Source organism: Kitasatospora sp. NPDC048540 (genome assembly GCF_040651175.1).
GTDB lineage: Bacteria > Actinomycetota > Actinomycetes > Streptomycetales > Streptomycetaceae > Kitasatospora.
Genome location: NZ_JBEZIR010000010.1, coordinates 78797 through 94976, shown reverse-complemented (window position 1 = coordinate 94976; position 16180 = coordinate 78797). Strand labels below are relative to the sequence as shown.

Here is a 16180-nt window from a genome sequence, read left to right as displayed (position 1 = left end):
GCACTCGATTGAGAGCATCCGGATCGGTACCTACCAGGAGAGGATTTCAAGATGGCCACACCGGAACCCATCCAGCTCGAAGGAAAGGAGCTTGAACAGTTACGTGCGTTGATGCGGGAGGTGGATGCCAATCTGCGGCAGATTCACGAGCTTACCGTGAGGCATGTCCGCGGCGAGAAGAGCAAGTGTCGCCCTAGGAATGCGAGGTTCCATTTCGACAATACGAAAGTCGTCTTCATCGATGATGCAGGATGTGGAGTCTACGAAGATCCGCCCGGAATCTGTCGGCCCTGCAAACTAGAAGACCTCACCATCGATGACGAGTAGCGCCCTTTACCGTTACGGGCTCAGCTGAGATGCCGCCTTCACCGCACAGAGGCGGTCTTCAGCACGGAAGGCCGTGATCGGCGTTGGCGCCATTTCGTTTGAGGCATCCGGTGATCTGCTCGGCAGCTGGGGCGTCCGTATGCCTCCACTGCGCTGCACCTGCTGACCGCGACCACTGCAGCGGGACTCCGCTATCCCAGGCCGTATCTCGGCCGCCCTCCTCGAAGCCGCTCGCGACTCACCCAGATTACCGGCGATTGTTCAATGCTCCACCGGAGGGCGCCGAACCGCCAGAAATGCGACCGATTTCACCTTCGCCCTCAGTAAGGGTGCGCCATGAAGAAGCTCTCACTGGATTCCATTGATGCCATCATCGGCAGCGGCAAGGCCGTAATATCGGCAGACGATAGTGGCATCGTTGCAGCCGTGCAGCAGGTGGCAATGAGCGGTAGATCCGCAACGTTTTATGTTTCCCGTGCACAAGCTGCCATAATCAGAGAGTGGTACTGGACCCCCAGGCGAATCAGAGAGAGAGGGCTGGAGCCTGTATCGCCCGAAGAGAAGGCTCAGATTCATTCCGAACTTGGGATTCAGGAAACTGGGACACTCTACTCAAACAGGATTCAGTGCACATGTGGTTCTACGTACGGCGCATTTGAGTTCGTACAACAGGGGATTCGCGAACATGGAAGGGAGGCGCTGGCGGAGGTTTTGGCGCTGGAAACTGCTTCTGTAATTCGCGTTAACCCTGTGCAAGTCGCCGTTTGTCCAGGATGCAATCGAGAGATTACGCCCCTAGCTTCCTGGACCGGCTGGCGCGTCAGCCATGAATATGAGATGGTGCCCGGCTATGGATGCTGCAGGCCAGCCACCCTTGAAGCTTGAAGTTCGTTGACTTACCCCGGTCGCACCTCAAGGCGTAAGGAAGAGTGGCGGCAGGCCGCCGGGAAATGGTGGGTTGAGAATGGTCTGGTCGTCGGTCCACCGTTGATCATCTTCAGTTGTGTCGACAAGCGAGGATCAGCCGGTGGCCGTGAGCCACGGCGTATACCCTGGCCGGTGGCAGTCTGTGTCCGAGGATCCGATGGCCAAGGTGGCGGGCACTTCCTCCCCACCCGGGGCTGTCCGGTGGCATTGTCCGACTGGTCTGAAAAGGGTGGCGTTCGCCGGAGTAGGGACCGTGTGCGGGGCCTCTGGCGGTCGACCGGCGTTCGGTAAGTGCGGTGCGGGGAGCAGGCCGAGCGCAATCAGGGCGGAGACGCAGTGGGCTATGTTCGAGGTGAAGCCCGGTGGCTCCGGGTGGCACCGCTCCTGACTGGGCGGCGAATCCGTCGATGTCCTTAGGCCCGCACCGGCCTGCTGGCTGGGTGTCCGGCGCGGGCTCGTACGAGCCCGGGTCACTACTCGGGCCTCGGGCAATGACGCCACGGCGAGAGGCGCACGCGAACCGTCCTTTGCTGGCAGGGTCACGCGGCTGACCCACCATCGGCCGAATCAGGCGTGTTGGTCGTCCAGCGTGGTGGACTCGATGCACGATCCCTATCGAACAGAGGAGTTGGGGAAGCCATGACCGACCTTGCAACGAAGCAGCGGATGCTGGCCCCAAGCGACCAGGAGCGGATGCAGCGGCTCTCCGAGGAGATCCGCGGGCGTCTGCACGAGATGGCCCTGATCATGGGCCGGACGCTGGAGATGGACTTCGACGGCGGGACGACCCTGAAGTTCGCCCCCACCAGGTCGACCAGGAACGCTGCGGCCACCGACATCGAGATCGTCTGTTCGCCCGACGGGTGCGGATGCTGGGTCGTGTTCGACGACGGGACGGGATTGTGCGAGATCCCCTGCGGCTCGGCTGGGTGACCAGCCGCGTCGGCTGGCTCGGGCTCCGAGCGGCGCGCCGGGGCTCGGGCGGCGGAGCCGCCAAGTCTGAGAGATCGCGGGGCGGTCGGCTCCCGACGACGAATACGAGCTCATATCCCTGAGAGTGCCGGAGATCCGCCGGCTCATGAGCCACCTCGTCAGGCCCGACACCGGACCAACGAGCACCATCTGCATTGGTCACGCTTCCGACGACGCAGCCAGGCCCACGCCCGCCGATCCCACTACAAACGCCGAGGCCAGATCCCTGAGTCCGACGCTCTTGTCAGTCAGCCGGATTCGCTCCCCGCCAGGGCAGCCCGCAGCCGCCTGATCTCGTTGACCATACGCGGCACGTCTTGGCGCGCGCCGGCGATGAACTCGATGTCCACGTCGGTCTGGGCGTCCGCCCCGACGACTTCGCGACCGCCGATGGCGTGAGTCAGGTAGTTCTCGTCGTCCTCCTCCGCCTCAGCGCGAAGCTGGATGAAACTCGTGCCGCCGATCCCGTGCCGACTCTCCATCCAGCCGACCCACGGCCCCGGGGTGGCGGCGGCAACGCGCTGTTCGATCGCGGACAGCTCTTCCTCGGACAACAACTCGTCGGACTCCATGATCGAAAGCGTCCTCCGGCGTGCGCAGCATGTCCAGACCCACGACGGCACACAGCCCAAGATCTCAATACGGGACAACCTTTAGGCTGCCAAATTGGATCCGGTTGACGTTGCCCTCCGACAGGGCCGCTGTTCCCACGCGGCGAGGCAGGCGGCCACAACGTCAAGGTCTCGAGGCGTGGTACGGCGCTCCCGTGTTCGCTGGTCATGTGCGTGCTCCCTGCCGGCAGGGCGTGGGTACCGGGCCGTGGCACCGGGGGTTCATGCCGTGCCGCGCTGCTCCCCCTGGGTTCGGTCGCCGAGCGGCTGGCGCCGGTGGTGCCACGTCTGCGCGTTTTGGCGCTCGGCGAGCTGTCCTCGCAGCATCCGCGGCCTCGGTGCCGGGTTGCCGGCTGCAGCGGCGGTGCGCCCCTCGATCTCTGCGGTGATCGATCGCAGTTGCGCGGCCAGGAGGTCCATTCCCTCACGGTGCCGCTGGAGGCCGACCGGGCGTTGGAGCCCGTCGCCCTGTGCGATGGTTCGGTTCAGGTGCCTCTGGTGCTCGAGAAGTGCAGCCATCAGCCGGGCACGTTGCTCGCTGAGGTCCCGTGTGCTCAGCTGCCCTGCCATCGCCCGGGCATCCCTGTTCGCCGGAACCGTCATGCGGGACCCCGCCGTGCGGTGGCTGGCCGCTGCGGCTTCTGCGCCTGCTGTGCCGCGCGCGCTCCGGCCTTGAGCGAACCCGTCGCCTTCGGGGCGCCGGCCCGGGGCCGCGGTGCCAGGCCTGTAGCCACGCCCTGGATCGCGCCTGCCACGAGCTCGCGCAGCACGGCGGAATCCTGCTCCGCCGGGCTGGACACCGCCACTCTCCGCAGGGAGTCCAGGACTGCCGGAGCGGCTGCCCGGCCCTGGGTGTTACGCCTGACCGGCACCGGCCCGGCGGTCCCCAGAGAGGTCAGGAGGCTTTGCGTGATCTTGCCGTTCGGGGTGTCCGGCCCCTCGCGGCGCAGATGTTCCTCGGCGTAGGCGTTCAGGGTGACGCGGATCTCGGCCGACGTCATGTCCGTGAGCGGCGTCGTGCGGGCGGGCGGCCGGGGCGAGCGCTGTCGGGCGGGTGCCTGCCCGGTCGCGGCGAGCCGCCGGTCGAGGCCCGCGATCTGGTCCGGCCCGATGAGGGTCGGCCGGAGTGCGGCATCTCCCTTCCCCGTGGCGGGGACGGGGCCGACGATGCCGAGCGACTCGAGGGTCTGCAGGGCACGCTCCGCGTCGGCGTAAGGGATGTCGAGCCGGTCGCGGAGCAGCAGCGGGGAGGCGGGTGCGCCTTCCGCAAGGATGCGGGCGGCGGCCCGGATTCCGTCGAGGTCGAGTGCGTTGCCGTCCGGGAGTGCTCGGGGCCGGCCGGTGATCTCCAGTCGCAGGCCGTGTGCGACCTCGCGGAAGAGCCGGGCCGTTGCCGGGTTGATGCGGCGCAGATGGCCGGCCCGGGTCTCCAGGTGTCGGGCGAGGTCGGCGCGGGCGGTGATGGGGTCGGGGGTGGGTCGGGATCCTGCGACGAATTCGGAGGGTTCGCGGAGCGCGGCGTGGGTGGGGAGCGGGAGTCGGCTCTGCCGGTCCGGGTTCGCCGCTGCGCTGGCGGGGTTGTGTTCCTGGGTCAGTGTGTCGTCGCGGTGGGCGTTCAGGATCCAGCGTTCCTGGAGGGCGAGGCGTTCGTGCGGGGCGAGGTTCGGCTTCGCGAGGTCCTGGGTGATCGCGCGTCGCTCGGTGCGCAGGGTCTGGGAGGCGCGGGAGCGGCTGAGGAAGGAGGTGTCGTCGTAGTAGCCCTCGGGCCGGTACCCGTCGCGCGGCAGGGTTCCGCGCAGGTGCTCGCGGTGCTCTTCGAGGCGGTGGCGGGCGCCGCGGGCCAGCTCGGCACTGCGGGCGGGCGGCTTGTCGCCGCTGGTGTGGCGGGCGGCGAAGTCGCTGAGGAGGTCGCTGAGCTTCTCGACGGCACGGAGCCAGAGGGTCTTGAGCAGTCCTACCGACTGCAGGTCGGTCGCGAACCGGTTTCCTGTGTCGACGGCGGCCTGGAGGGCGTCGGCCATGCGGTTCCAGAGGGACATGATGCCGTTCCACGGCCGGGTTCCGGCGCGGCCGAGCAGCCGGTCCGTGTCCGTCAGCCAGGTGCCGATTCCTGCGGCGGCTCGTCGGAGCCAGGTGAGTTCCCCGTTGTTGGCGGCCTCCGGGCCTTGGGCCGGTTCGGGGGCTTCCCGTCGGGCCGCTGGGGCATCGGCAGCGGCTTGGCGGCGTTGGGTTCGCTGGTCCTTGGCGAATTGCTGGAGGTCCGCTTCGATGCCGGACTGTTCCTGCGCGGCGTCGGGGGTGGGCTGGCGGCCGAGGACGCGGGCTCGCAGGCCGTCCGCGGCGCGGTAGAGGTTGCGCAGGGCTGTCCAGGCCGGGGATCCGCTTTCGCCGCGGGCGGCGAGTTTGTTGCTGAGACCGAACGCGGCGTTGGCGATGCCTTGGGCGGCGTAGGCGGTCACGGCCCGGGCGAGGCGTTCGAGGTGTTCATCGGGGCTGTGCTGCTGGAATTCGGTGATCGTGGACCAGGCGTTGAGGGCTGCGGCGTGGATGCTCTGGATCTTGAGCCATTCGGGCATGGTCAGGTACCAGGCGGCGTCGCGTTCGGCCGCGTGGATCGCCGGCCGGAGGGCTTCCGGGCTGTCGGGGCGCGTGTCGGTCTCGGTGGCGGCGGCGTCCTCGGGGCTGAACATCTGCTCGACGTGGGTCCGGAGTTCGGCGATCTCCTGGCGCAGCTGCTGCAGGCGTTCGGTGATGTCGCTGTTGCTGCGGTGGGCGGCTTCGGTGATCGCCTGGGCGGCCTCGTTGGTCAGCCGGTCGATCGGTTCCGGGTCCGCAGGCGCGCTCGGCCCGGTGCCATCGGGGCGTGCCGGATCTGTCTCTTCCTGGTCTGCCGCCTGCGGTCGTGACGGGGCGTCGGCTGTGTCGGCTCCCGGCACCGATCCTGGTACGACGGTGCGCAGGCCGGTGTCCGGGCTGAGCGGGCCGACGACTCCGGCGCTTTCCAGTGCGTCCAGGAGCTTCTCGGCCGCGGGGTAGGTGAGGTTCATGCGGGCCTGGAGTGCGAGGGGTGAGGCGGGGGTGGCGGTGCTGCGCAGGATCCTGGTCGCCTCGGTGATCATGTCGTTGGGAGGGGCAGAGAAACCGGGGGCACCGGGCCGGTTCGACGGGCGGCCCGTGACCTCCAGGCGCAGTTGCCACGCCGTGTCCCGGAACGCGGCGGCGACATCGGGGTGAGCGTTGGCCTCCTGCGCTGCTCGTGAGGTGAGGTGCTGGGCCAGGACAAGTCGCTCGCCCACGGGATCCTCGCCGGCCGGGGCCCCTGCGACGAGCGAGGAGGGTTCGATGGCGGTGAAGCCACGGTCGATCCACAGGCGGCGCTGCGCACCTCGGAATACGCCGTTGATGGGATCGCCGTGGATCGCGCGGTGGTCGTTGTCCTCCCCGTAGGCGTTGAGGATCCAGCGCTCCTGCAGGGCCAGCCGCTCGTCGGGAGTCAGGTCGGTGCGCCTGAGCTCGCCGGCGACGAGTTCGCGGGCTTCGGCGAAGGTCGGTCCGCCGGGTTTGCCCATGAGGTGGAGGTACGGGTCGTCGGGCTGACCGGGACGGCCGGCCGGAGACGGTGCTGTCACGTTCGGTTGCTCCTTCGCGGGGTGTCCGCCCGGTGGCGGGGTCTGCTGCCGGGAGTCGGCCGTGTGAAGGATCTGCCGGAACAGGCCGATCTCCTCGTAGCTGGGGTGCTCACCGGCTGCGGCGATCAGGTGCCGCACGGCTCGGTCGCCCTCTCCTCGCGCGAACATCTCCGTGGCCTCGACGACCCGCTCCTCGAGCCCGGGCAGGTGGTCCGGTCCTTCACCGAGACGGGATGCCAGGTCCCGGACCAGGTTGAGGAAGTGAACTCGTTCCATCGGGGCGACGCTGGTGCGCAGTTGCTCGGGCAGGCGCTCGGCCCAGTACTCCAGCCACCCGGGCGAGCCGACCGGCGCCGGCACGGCAGGCTCGGGCGCGGCGGGCGGTTCGAGCGCCGCGGGCTCGGTCGGCGTCACCGGGGCCGGCTGCTCGTCCGTGGGTGAGGAGGCATCCGGCTCGGTGCTCCGTGGCGACGCTGCGGCGTCCGGTGTGGTCACGGTCGCCCCCTGGGTTCGGTCCGGGTGCGCGGTGGATGCCTGCTCCGCCCGGGCTGCGCGCAGTTCGCGCATGGAGGCCTCGGCCAGGGCCTGGTCGGGAAGATGGGACAGCTCGCGTTCGATCTCCTCCGCCAGCGTCTCCAGATCAAGGCCCAGGACGGCCAGCCGGGGCAGCTGGTAGGAGATCTGCTGCGGGTCGCCGGATGCGAGGATCAGCTCGACGGCCGTCTCGGTCGCCTTCCATGCCATCGTCGGGTCCTCGACCAACGGCGCGAGAGCGGCGTCGAGAACGGCGTCGAGGACCGGCTGAAGGCGATCGTGCATGAGGGTGTAGAGCGCCTCGGGGCCCTGCTCTTCGAAGATCCGGCCGGGGTCGTTCTTGACGCGGGGGTCGTCGCTCACGGGCAGGCGGACCGCGAAGACGCGCCCCGTCCAGCCGCGCAGCAGTTCCCACGCGGAGCGAAGTGCCTTGTCGCCGGCTTCGTCCGGATCGAAGACGAGAACGATGTCGCGTCGCGGGTCGAGCGCGGCGAGGACCTGTACCTGTCGCTCGGTCAGGGCGGTGCCGCACGGGCCGGCGGGGATGGGTGCGGGGCGGTCTGCCCGGCGCAGGGCCTCGCCCACAGCCAGGAGGTCGAAGGCGCCTTCCGCGATGACGAACGGGCCGCGCTCGTCCAGCGCCTGGCGGTGGTGGCCGAGGCCGAGGAGGATCTCGGCCTTGGTGTAGAGCGCGGTGTTGCGGGTGTTCACCCACTTGCGGCTGGTGTCGGATTCCTGCAGTTCCCGTCCGGTGAACGCGATCACGCGGCCGTCGACGCTCAGGATGGGGAAGGTCACACGGTTGCGCAGGACATCGAACAGGCCTCGGTCGCCGGCCGCGCTGACGCCGGACGCGAGGAGTTCGGCGTCGGTGAAGCCCTGGGCGCGCAGCGCGTCCGTCAGGTAGGTGCGCGAGCCGCTGGGGGCGTAGCCGATCCCCCAGTGTGCGGCGGTGCGGCTGTCCGAGGGCACGCCCCGTTTGGCGAGGTAGCGGCGCGCGGGCTCGGATCGTTTGCCCGAGTTGAGGCTGGCGACGAGGAGGTCCTGGGCCGCGGACAGGAGCTGATGGAGGCGGTCGGTGGTGGGCGCTGCCGGCGGCGCGGTGGTCTGCGGGTCCGGCGACGCCGAGGCCTGCTGCCCGGGTTCGGGTCCGGTCGCAGCGGGGGCAGTGCTCAGTGCGGTGAGGAGGTCGTTCGGGTTGGCGTCTCGGAGTTCCACGTCGGTCCAGGCCGCGGCGTTCTGGTCCGGTTCGTGGTCGAGCCGGGCGGTCACCTTCGGCCCGTCGGCGGTGTCGGTGATCGCAAGGTGCAGGGCCCGTCCGTCGATGTCCGGTCCGGTGGTGGCGCCTCGGAGAAGGCTGGCCATCCCCGGGTCGGTGTCCCAGACGTCCTGGTACTCGCTGAGCCTTGCGAGCATCGCGGTTCGGGCGATGTCGGCGGGGTCCCGCGGCGCTCGCGGGCCTGCCGGCGTTGTCGGCTGTGCTGCGCGAGGGGTGGCATCCGGGGCGGGTTCAGGGACGGTGTCGGGCCTCCCCACGGTGTCGGGAGCCTTGGGTTCCGGATGTGGCGTTGTCAATTCGAGCGTCGGCTCGGCAACCGGGGCTGGGGCAGGTTCCTCGGCCGGGTCCGCGGTCTGCGGAACGTCACGGGTGTCGGGACGGCCGGGGCGCGCCGCCGCTGCCGGGTCCGGCGGCGCGGCAGCGGGATGGGGGGCGGGGGTGCGGGCGATGGAGGTGTTGCGGGCGACGGTGCGGCCGGTCGGGGTGCCGTCGATGTCGAGTTCGAGGTGGACGGCACCCAGTTGGTCTGTGGTGGAGCCGAGCACCAGGGCGGTTCGGCGAGTGGGGTGTCCGGGAACGGTGATAGAGATCCAGTCGCCCTGATCAAGCTCGTCAGCCCAGGCGTGACCTTCCTGAGGGGCCGCCCGGTCAGGGTTGTGCTCGTACGGGGTCCATTCACGGACGAAGCGGTCGTTGTGGCGGTGGTGGTCGCGTTCATGGCCGGCGCGGGCGGCCAGCAGCAGGCGCGACAGGGTTTCCGGGTGGGCGCCGGTGTCGGCGAGGTGGCGGGCGAGCGCTTCCTCGAACTGCGGGTCGGCGAAGTCGAGGGGCGGGTTGGCGCCGGCGAGCAGCGAGGTGTGCAGGAGGATTGCCAGCCGGTTGGCGAACTCGACCGCCTCGCCCTTACTGGTGAGGCGCCGCAGGGCGGCGGGCAGCGGGGTGAGTGCGCCGCCTGCGGGGATGAGGTTCCACCCGTTGTCCGCCTGGAAGACGCCGAACATGCCGTCGGCCAACGGGGCGAGCGTCTTGGCCTGCCTGGCGGTGTTCAGGGCGGCGCGGCGTTGTTCGTCGCCCTGGTCGGCGGCGGCCAGCAGGGCGCGGGCAGCCTCCGCGTCGGCGGGTCGTGTCCGGCCGGGTGCCGGTGGGAAGGTGAGTGCCACTCGGCCCGGCTTCTTGCGGACGATCCTGATGTGGACCGGCTCGGCAGTGATGATCTCGTAGCGTCCGGCACCGGCGCCGGGCGGCCTGACCGCCGGCTCGGCGCCGTGGACCCGGACCGGTCCGCCGGAGGCGATCCAGCCGTCGGGAAGGACGGCCTGGGCGGCCTGAGTCCAGGAGTCGATGTCCCGAAGGCGCCGGTGCGGGTCGATAGCGTCGTTCCAGAACGGCGGGGCGAAGACGGGTGTCGACATCCAGCCGGGGTGTGCGTGGTCCAGCGCGTCCGCGACCGCGGTCATCTGGTCGCTGCGGGCGGGCCCGCGGTGGGCGCAGCACAGGCAGACACCGCGGTGTTCGTGCCCGTTGGTCTCGACGCTCGGTCGGTGGCTGGTCGCGGTGTCAACACTGTCGGGGACGGCGGAGGGGTGCCCTTCGGCGATTCGCCAGGGTGCCTGGGCAAGTGCGGGAGGGGTGATGGCCGCCGGTGCGGGTACTGCGGGTCCGGTTGCGGGCACCGTTGTCGGGGCTGTCGTGCCGTCGGGGGCTGCGGCGTCGCTCGGCCGGGGAGGTTGCGAGGTGGGCCGTGGCGCCCGCGCGGCCGCGTCCGGATGGGCAGGGGCGCGCCGGGCCGCTCGCTGGTCGGCTCGGGCGAACTCGCCGTCCTCGTCGAGGCCGGGCGTGGTGGCCATGGTGTGGACAATGGCTTCGGTGAGGGTCCGTCCTTCGCGGTCGCGGAACCCCCGGCTGAGCTCGTGAACGTCCGGGGCGTCCCAGGAGAACGCCGCGCCGTCAGCCTTGGTGATCGACTCCAGTGCGTCGGCGATCATCTGGGCATGGCCGCGGGTGCCGATGGCGCCGACCACGGTCAGCCTCTCGAGGAACCACGGCAGCCGGATCTCCCAGCCGCTGTCGCTGCCGCGGGTCGCACGCCCGCTCACGCGCCTCCCGCCGACCGGCAGAATGACCAGGCGGCCGCCGTCGGACAGCCGGACGCGTTCGTCGGCGGCGAGGCGGCACCGTTCCTCGTGGCGCTGATGTGCGGCCCGCCGGTCACGTCCGTCGGGGAGGGGAAGTTCGGCGTAGTGCCGCCGCAACTGCTCGACGTCGTCGAAGAACGGAAGGTCCGCGCCCTCGGCCTGTGCACCGGCGAGGGTGAGCCCGGCGATCGGTCCGGGCACGGCAGCCCCCCAGGAGCGGAGCACGGCGGCGAGCTGGTGGAGAGCTTGCCCGGCGCGGTCGGGATCGGCGTTCCGCTCGCTCGTACCCAGGGCCAGCGAGGCGATTGTTCGGCCCCATGCGCCGGAGGCGGCCCGCTCCAGGACATCGACCGGGTCGTTGTCGTCGCCGGCTGCCGCGGGGTCCTCGGGCACCGTGCCAGCAGGAAGGGCGACGACAGAGGAAGGGTCGACCTTCCGCTGCAGCCGGGTGACGAGGTCGGTGGCCTGCCAGGGGCCTGGCCCGGCCGTCTGCAGACGCACGACGGCGTAGCTTCCGTCGCTGTTCTGGATGCGGACTCTCTGGCCCTCGCCGAGTCCACCGGGGGCCCGGGTGAAGGCCCAGCCGTCGGGGACCTCGACATCGGTCCCGGTCGCCAAGCGCCTGAACAGTGTGGCGAGCTCGTTGGCGGGTGTCGCGCCCAGACGCCCGAGGAGGTGTTCGCCGTAGCTGTGAACAACACGGGCGGCCCTGCGAACGGAGCTGATCGGGTGCCCGGTGTCCACCCGTGCTCGACTCCGTGTGGTGTGGTCCTCGTCGCGCAGGTCCTTGCGCGCGGCATGTCGGGTCGCAACGTCCGGATGCCCGGCCAGAACGCGGGCGGCTGCCACCAGCGTCTCCAAGGAACGGCGGCTCCTCATTTCTCGCGCAAGGGAAAGCAGACCCCGGCGGACGGCCGACGGGTCGTTCTCCAGGATGGTCTCCGCTGCCTTCTCAGTCGTGACCTCGTTCTTCCGGATGAGCGCGTCGAGGAACTCCCACGCCTGGCTGAGGCGCTGGTGGGTGCGCAGGACCGTCAGCGGGTCTGTGAACGGGCCGTCCTCGTCGAGGCTCGGCTCCACCGGGTGCTTTGGCGCAGCGGCCGGTTCTGCCGCGGGCGGCACGGTGTCGGCGGTGGTGATGACGTTGCCGCGGCGGACGGCGTAGACGGCGGCGAGTTCGGGGAACTCTCCGTTGGTGGTGCGGAGCAGGTAGGGCTTGACCTCGGCGACGGTCTGCCAGTCGTTGTCGCCGATGAGGATGTCGTCTCCGGTCCGCAGGGGGTGTGCAGCCCATATCGCTGTGCGGCGTTCGAAGGGGAGGGTGGTGAGGAGGGCGCGCAGGCGGCGGCGCTCGGCGGGCGCAAGGGCGGCGATGGCGGGCTCGGCGGTGGGCTGCTGCTCCGCCTCGGGAAGTGCGTCCGCTGTGGGCATGGCCGGGGGGACCGCCGGGCTGGTGGGGACCGCTGGGTGCTTCGGCAGGACGGCGGCGATGTCCGAGGCTGCGAACTGGATCTCGCGGCCGTGGCGGGTGTGACCGGTGTAGCGGTCGCCTGCCGGGTGTTCGGTGACGGAGTCGACGGTCACCGTGCTGTAGACGGGGACGGCGGCCCGGGTCATACGTGGGGAGTGCCGGGAGACCTTGGCCGGCGCGTCCATGCGGGCGAAGGGGCTGTCCAGGTCGATGATGCGGACCTGGTCCCCGGCCGCGAGGCGAGGCGGGATCTTGTCGTGGGTGATGGCGGTCCACCCGGTGGGGGCGGCTTGTCGGGCCGTTGCCCGCTCGTGTACGTCGGCTTCCAGTTCGAGGCGGGCGTTGCGGAGTTCGGTACGGGGTCCTTCGGCGGTCATCGTGTGCTCGGCCACGATGCCGCTGACAAGGACGCGGTCGCCAGGGGCGACGAGGCTGCCCTCGGGGTCCAACAGGGCCATCGAGTGGCCGGCCGGGGTGCGCAGCAGGATGCGCAGTGCGGGGCCGGTGGCGGTTGCGACAGTGTCGGCTGCGTCGACTTCGGCCAGCAGCGGTACGAGTGCCTGGCCGGGCCGGCCGATGTGGTGGGTGGCGCTGGGGGTCGGGGGTGGTTCGCTCACCGTGTCCCCTTCCGAGGGCCGGGTGGTCGGTGCGGGCTGGACGGTTTCGGGGGCGGTGGGTTCGGTGGCGGCGGTCTGGTGGGGTTGGGGGCTGTCGCTGTAGGGAGTGGCCCAGGGGTCGGGTTCGCCCGGCCGCGGCAGGGTGGCGAGGCGGGCCTCCGTCTCGTGGGCCTGGCGGGCGAGCCATGGGGCGAGGTCATCCAGGACCTTTTTGCTGCGCCGCTCCTGGGCGGTGGCGTCGCCGAGTGCGGCGGCCGCTTCGCGAGCCGCGTCGGCGTAGGCGCGCATCTGCGCCGAGCTGAGGTTGTACCTGTTGTACACGCCGGGCCGGAATGTGACCGGGCCCGGAGCGTCGGCCCGGTCCTGGGGAAGCTGCAGGAGGCTGAGTTCGCGCACGCGTGCGTCGGTCAGTCTCAGCTCCGTGGTGGCGTCGCCGGGCAGTGTCGGGCGTTTGCCGTCGCGAAGGTCACGGTGGTGAACGTAGGCGGCGGCCTTCGCCGCCCGGAACTGGGGGATGCCGGCGGTGTCCGGCATGGCGTCGTGCCACTTCAGCTCGTAGGGGGCGCCGCCGCGGGCGTCCTGGCCGAACCAGTAGCGGCGGCCGTCCGATGCGGTGCGTGCCCGGATCCAGCCGATGATGCTCCCGGCCGTGTCCGTGACAAGTCCGTGGCCGGCCCCGTCGTCGAGGTGCGAGAGCCGTGCGCCTTCCTCGTCGAGGGAGATGCCTTCGGTGGTGGCGGCCTGGGCAAGTGCTGCGGGCCACGATTCTCGGGAGCGCTGGGGTGCGGGGGTCTCGCCGGGCCGCCACAGTTCGCCGACCGGTCGCTCGGTGAGTCCGTTGTCCTGGGTTTGGATGTGGGCCCTGCCCGCGTCGTCCACGCCGAAGAACCGGCCGACAAGTCCTTGGTGGCCGTGGACTTCCTCGCCGAACTCGAAGGGACTGGGTGTGGTGGTGCCCTGGGCCGTACCGGGGGCGTCGGCACTGTTCGTGTCACCGGCCGGCTGGTGGTCGGCCTCGTCGGTCGCCGTTTCCTGCCCGGGTGTGGAGCGGAACCGGTCGCGCCACTGCTTCTCGCCGGCCTCGGCCTGCTCGATCAGGGCGGCCCGGTCGGCCTGCCGCTCGGCCACGGCGGCGTCCGCGGCCTGGTTCTGCCTGGCCTTGGGCTCTCCGCGCTCGCGGGAGGCCCGCCTGGCGGCCCGGGCGGCGTGCGTGTCGCCTTCGGCAAGGGCGGCCTCGTACAGTGCGGCCTTGACGTCGGGGACGGGTTGTCCGGCGTCGACGGCCGGGCCGACGAGAGTCCACACGAGGGTGTTGAGCCGGTCCTGCCAGTCGGCCCAGGTCCCGGAGGCCGAGCCGGCGAGCAAGTGGGCGACGCTGGGCGTCTCGCGGTTGTACGAGTCGTCGCCGGTGAGGCGGTGCGCGAGGTGCTGGTGGCAGATGACGACGGTGCCCAGCGGCGATCCGTTGTCGTCGAGGACCTCCACCAGGAACCGCTGGTCCTTGGCCTTGGATGCGCAGGACCCGAGGTGCTTGGGTCCGCCTTCCGCGCAGGGCTCGTCCATCTCCCGGTAGGTGCTGACGACGCGGAGGCGGTCGTCGGGCACGTCGAGCAGGCCGCGGTAGGTCAACTCGTGGGCTGCGCGCTCGAGGCGGATGCCGTCGCTGTAGCGCCGGTTGGGGTTCTCCCCCAGTCGGCCGCGCTGGAAGGTCTCCCAGCCCCACGGGTAGTCAGCGGCGATGGCCTGGCGCCCGAACCGGGCGACGCGCATGACCCCGGGCTCCATCTCCTCGGTCTCGAGCGTGAGCGAGAACGGCACCTGCTTGGTCAGGTGACCCCAGCGCTCCCACCGGCCGGCCGCCAGCGCCTGCGACTGGCTGTCGCGCCGGATCCAGGCCAGCACCAGGGCCTGGGTGGGGTTGTCTCCGAGCCACCGGTAGCCGCCGTTCGACGCCGAGAACGACCAGGGCATCCAGGTGACCCGCCAGATGTCGGTCCGGTTGTTCTCCTTCGTCAGGCGGTACTCATAGCCCTCCCTGCTGGTGAAGACCCAGTCCTCGGCGGCCTGGGGCTGATCCCGAAGGCCATCCGGGTTCTGCGGGCGCTCGTACGGCACGACGGATTCGCCGGGCTCCAGGCTCGCCTGCACGGTCGCAGCGTCGCCGGAGGTGGTTGTGTCGGACCGCGCGAACAGGTCCGTCTGCGCGGGCTCCCGCTCGGGGCCTGCGGCCGTGCCCTCGGTCCGGATTTGCGCGACGGCGTCGAAGATCGTCGGCCAATCGGTCGAGGTGGCGACGACCGAACCGCCCGGCCCCACCAGGTGCAGGGGCTCCCCCTGCGTGATGATGTCGCGGGCCACAGTGAAGGACTTCTTGTCGCCGCGGGTGACGGTCCATGAGTTGTCGCCGTGGTCAACGAGGGACATGCCGTCCGGCGGGATCGGTTGATCTACCTCAGTGGTCCGGTCGAGGCCGAGCTGTCCGGCCTGGTTGTCCTCCGTGAGGACCGATCGCTCGGGCGCTTCAGCGATCGCGGGCGCCACCGCAGAAGGCTGTGGGCCCTCCGCCGGCGGTGTCTCACCTTGCGGGGGCACCGGGTCGCCTGCCGCAGGTGTGTCCCCGCCGACGCCGACCGCGGTGATGGGCGGGGTGCCGTAGGGGTCATCGGCCAGGGGATCCGCAGCTGCCGGGGCAGCCGGCGTGGGAGGCCCGAAGTCGCTCTCCTGCATGGCGAGCCAGTCACGTCCGCCTTCGGTCGGGGTTACCGGATCGGCGGGCCGCGAGGTGCCGAGGTTCGCTGTATCGGCGGGAACGTGCTCGGTGAAGGGCTGTCCGTTCCGCTCCCCGGTGACGGTCAGGGAGCCGTCGTCAGCACGTTCGACAGAGCGCAGGATGAACGGCTCGCCCCAGCGGTCGGGGTCGACGACGAGGCCGCCCCTGCCGGCGATCTGCGGCTGAGGCAGCCGTGCGGTCTCGCCCGGGGCGACCTGCGTCCAGCCCACGTAGCTCCAGCCGCCGGGTGTCCGGTCCTCGTGGCGCCGGCGCAGTTCGTGGACGCCCGCGACCGCGTCCGGCAATGTCCCGAAGATCATGTCCATCGCGGAGCCACCGTCGACGTCGACGGCCTGGAAGCCGTTGCCGGCCGGCAGGACGCAGCCGATCAGGACGCCGTCGGCGGCGGTGATTCGCACCAGTTGCGGGGGTGCGGTCTCCGGGGCGGCCATCCACCGGCGGAGCTGGGCGCGTTCCTGCTCGCGGCTGACGTTGAGGCCGCGGTGGCGCTCTGCGCGCTGGGCGAGCAGAGCGCGCCTGCGTTCGATCAGGGGTTCGTGCGTCGGGTCGGCGGCGGGGAGATCGAGGTTGTCGAGTTCGGCGGTGACCTCGGCTGAGGTCATCTTGGCCGGGTCGAGCGAGCCGGGGCGGGCATGGCCCGTGGGGGGCTGCGAGTCGGCGGTGGTGATCACGCTGGCCCGGCGACGGGCGATCACCCAGCCCGGTCGGACGGGGGCGGAGTCGCCGGTGTCGAGGGAGTTCGTCTGGACGGTGCGGACGGTCTGCCACCAGCCCCGTGCGAGGAGGATCTCGTCGCCGGGCTGGAAGTCGACGGGCGACCAGCGGCGCGCGCGGTCGTCGACGGCCGCTGATTCGAGCCGGCGGCGTTCGTCGGCAGTGAGCTGTTC

6 protein-coding genes (1 of these 6 only partly in view) are annotated in these 16180 nt (G+C 70.7%); 3 read left to right on the top strand and 3 right to left on the bottom strand.

Annotation, left to right across the window (positions count from 1 at the left end; all coding sequences use genetic code 11):
* Positions 1-51: 51 nt before the first annotated feature.
* The 3 genes from AB0D08_RS06830 (at position 52) to AB0D08_RS06820 (ending at position 2187) form a co-directional block, all read left to right on the top strand.
* Positions 52-327, top strand: coding sequence for a hypothetical protein (locus AB0D08_RS06830; protein ID WP_359886633.1), 276 nt, complete (start codon positions 52-54; stop codon positions 325-327).
* A gap of 336 nt (positions 328-663) precedes the next feature.
* On the top strand, positions 664-1212 hold the full coding sequence (locus tag AB0D08_RS06825; protein ID WP_359886631.1) for a hypothetical protein: 549 nt from the start codon (positions 664-666) through the stop codon (positions 1210-1212).
* Positions 1213-1893: 681 nt separating this feature from the next.
* Positions 1894-2187, top strand: coding sequence for a hypothetical protein (locus AB0D08_RS06820; RefSeq protein ID WP_359886629.1), 294 nt, complete (start codon positions 1894-1896; stop codon positions 2185-2187).
* A 287-nt stretch (positions 2188-2474) separates the two neighbouring features.
* Here AB0D08_RS06820 and AB0D08_RS06815 read toward each other — a convergent pair whose 3' ends face one another.
* The 3 genes from AB0D08_RS06815 to AB0D08_RS06805 form a co-directional block, all read right to left on the bottom strand.
* The gene (locus tag AB0D08_RS06815) at positions 2475-2798 is read right to left on the bottom strand and encodes a hypothetical protein (protein ID WP_359886626.1); all 324 of its coding nucleotides are present in this window, start codon (positions 2796-2798) and stop codon (positions 2475-2477) included.
* Between the two features lie 261 nt (positions 2799-3059).
* A complete protein-coding gene (locus AB0D08_RS06810) occupies positions 3060-3407 on the bottom strand; it encodes a hypothetical protein (RefSeq protein ID WP_359886624.1) in 348 nt (115 codons plus the stop codon).
* A gap of 29 nt (positions 3408-3436) precedes the next feature.
* Positions 3437-16180, bottom strand: the end of a protein-coding gene (locus AB0D08_RS06805; protein ID WP_359886621.1) for a DUF6349 family protein. 23166 nt of this gene lie beyond the right edge of the window; the window shows 12744 of its 35910 coding nt (coding positions 23167-35910); the start codon falls outside the window, past its right edge; its stop codon occupies positions 3437-3439.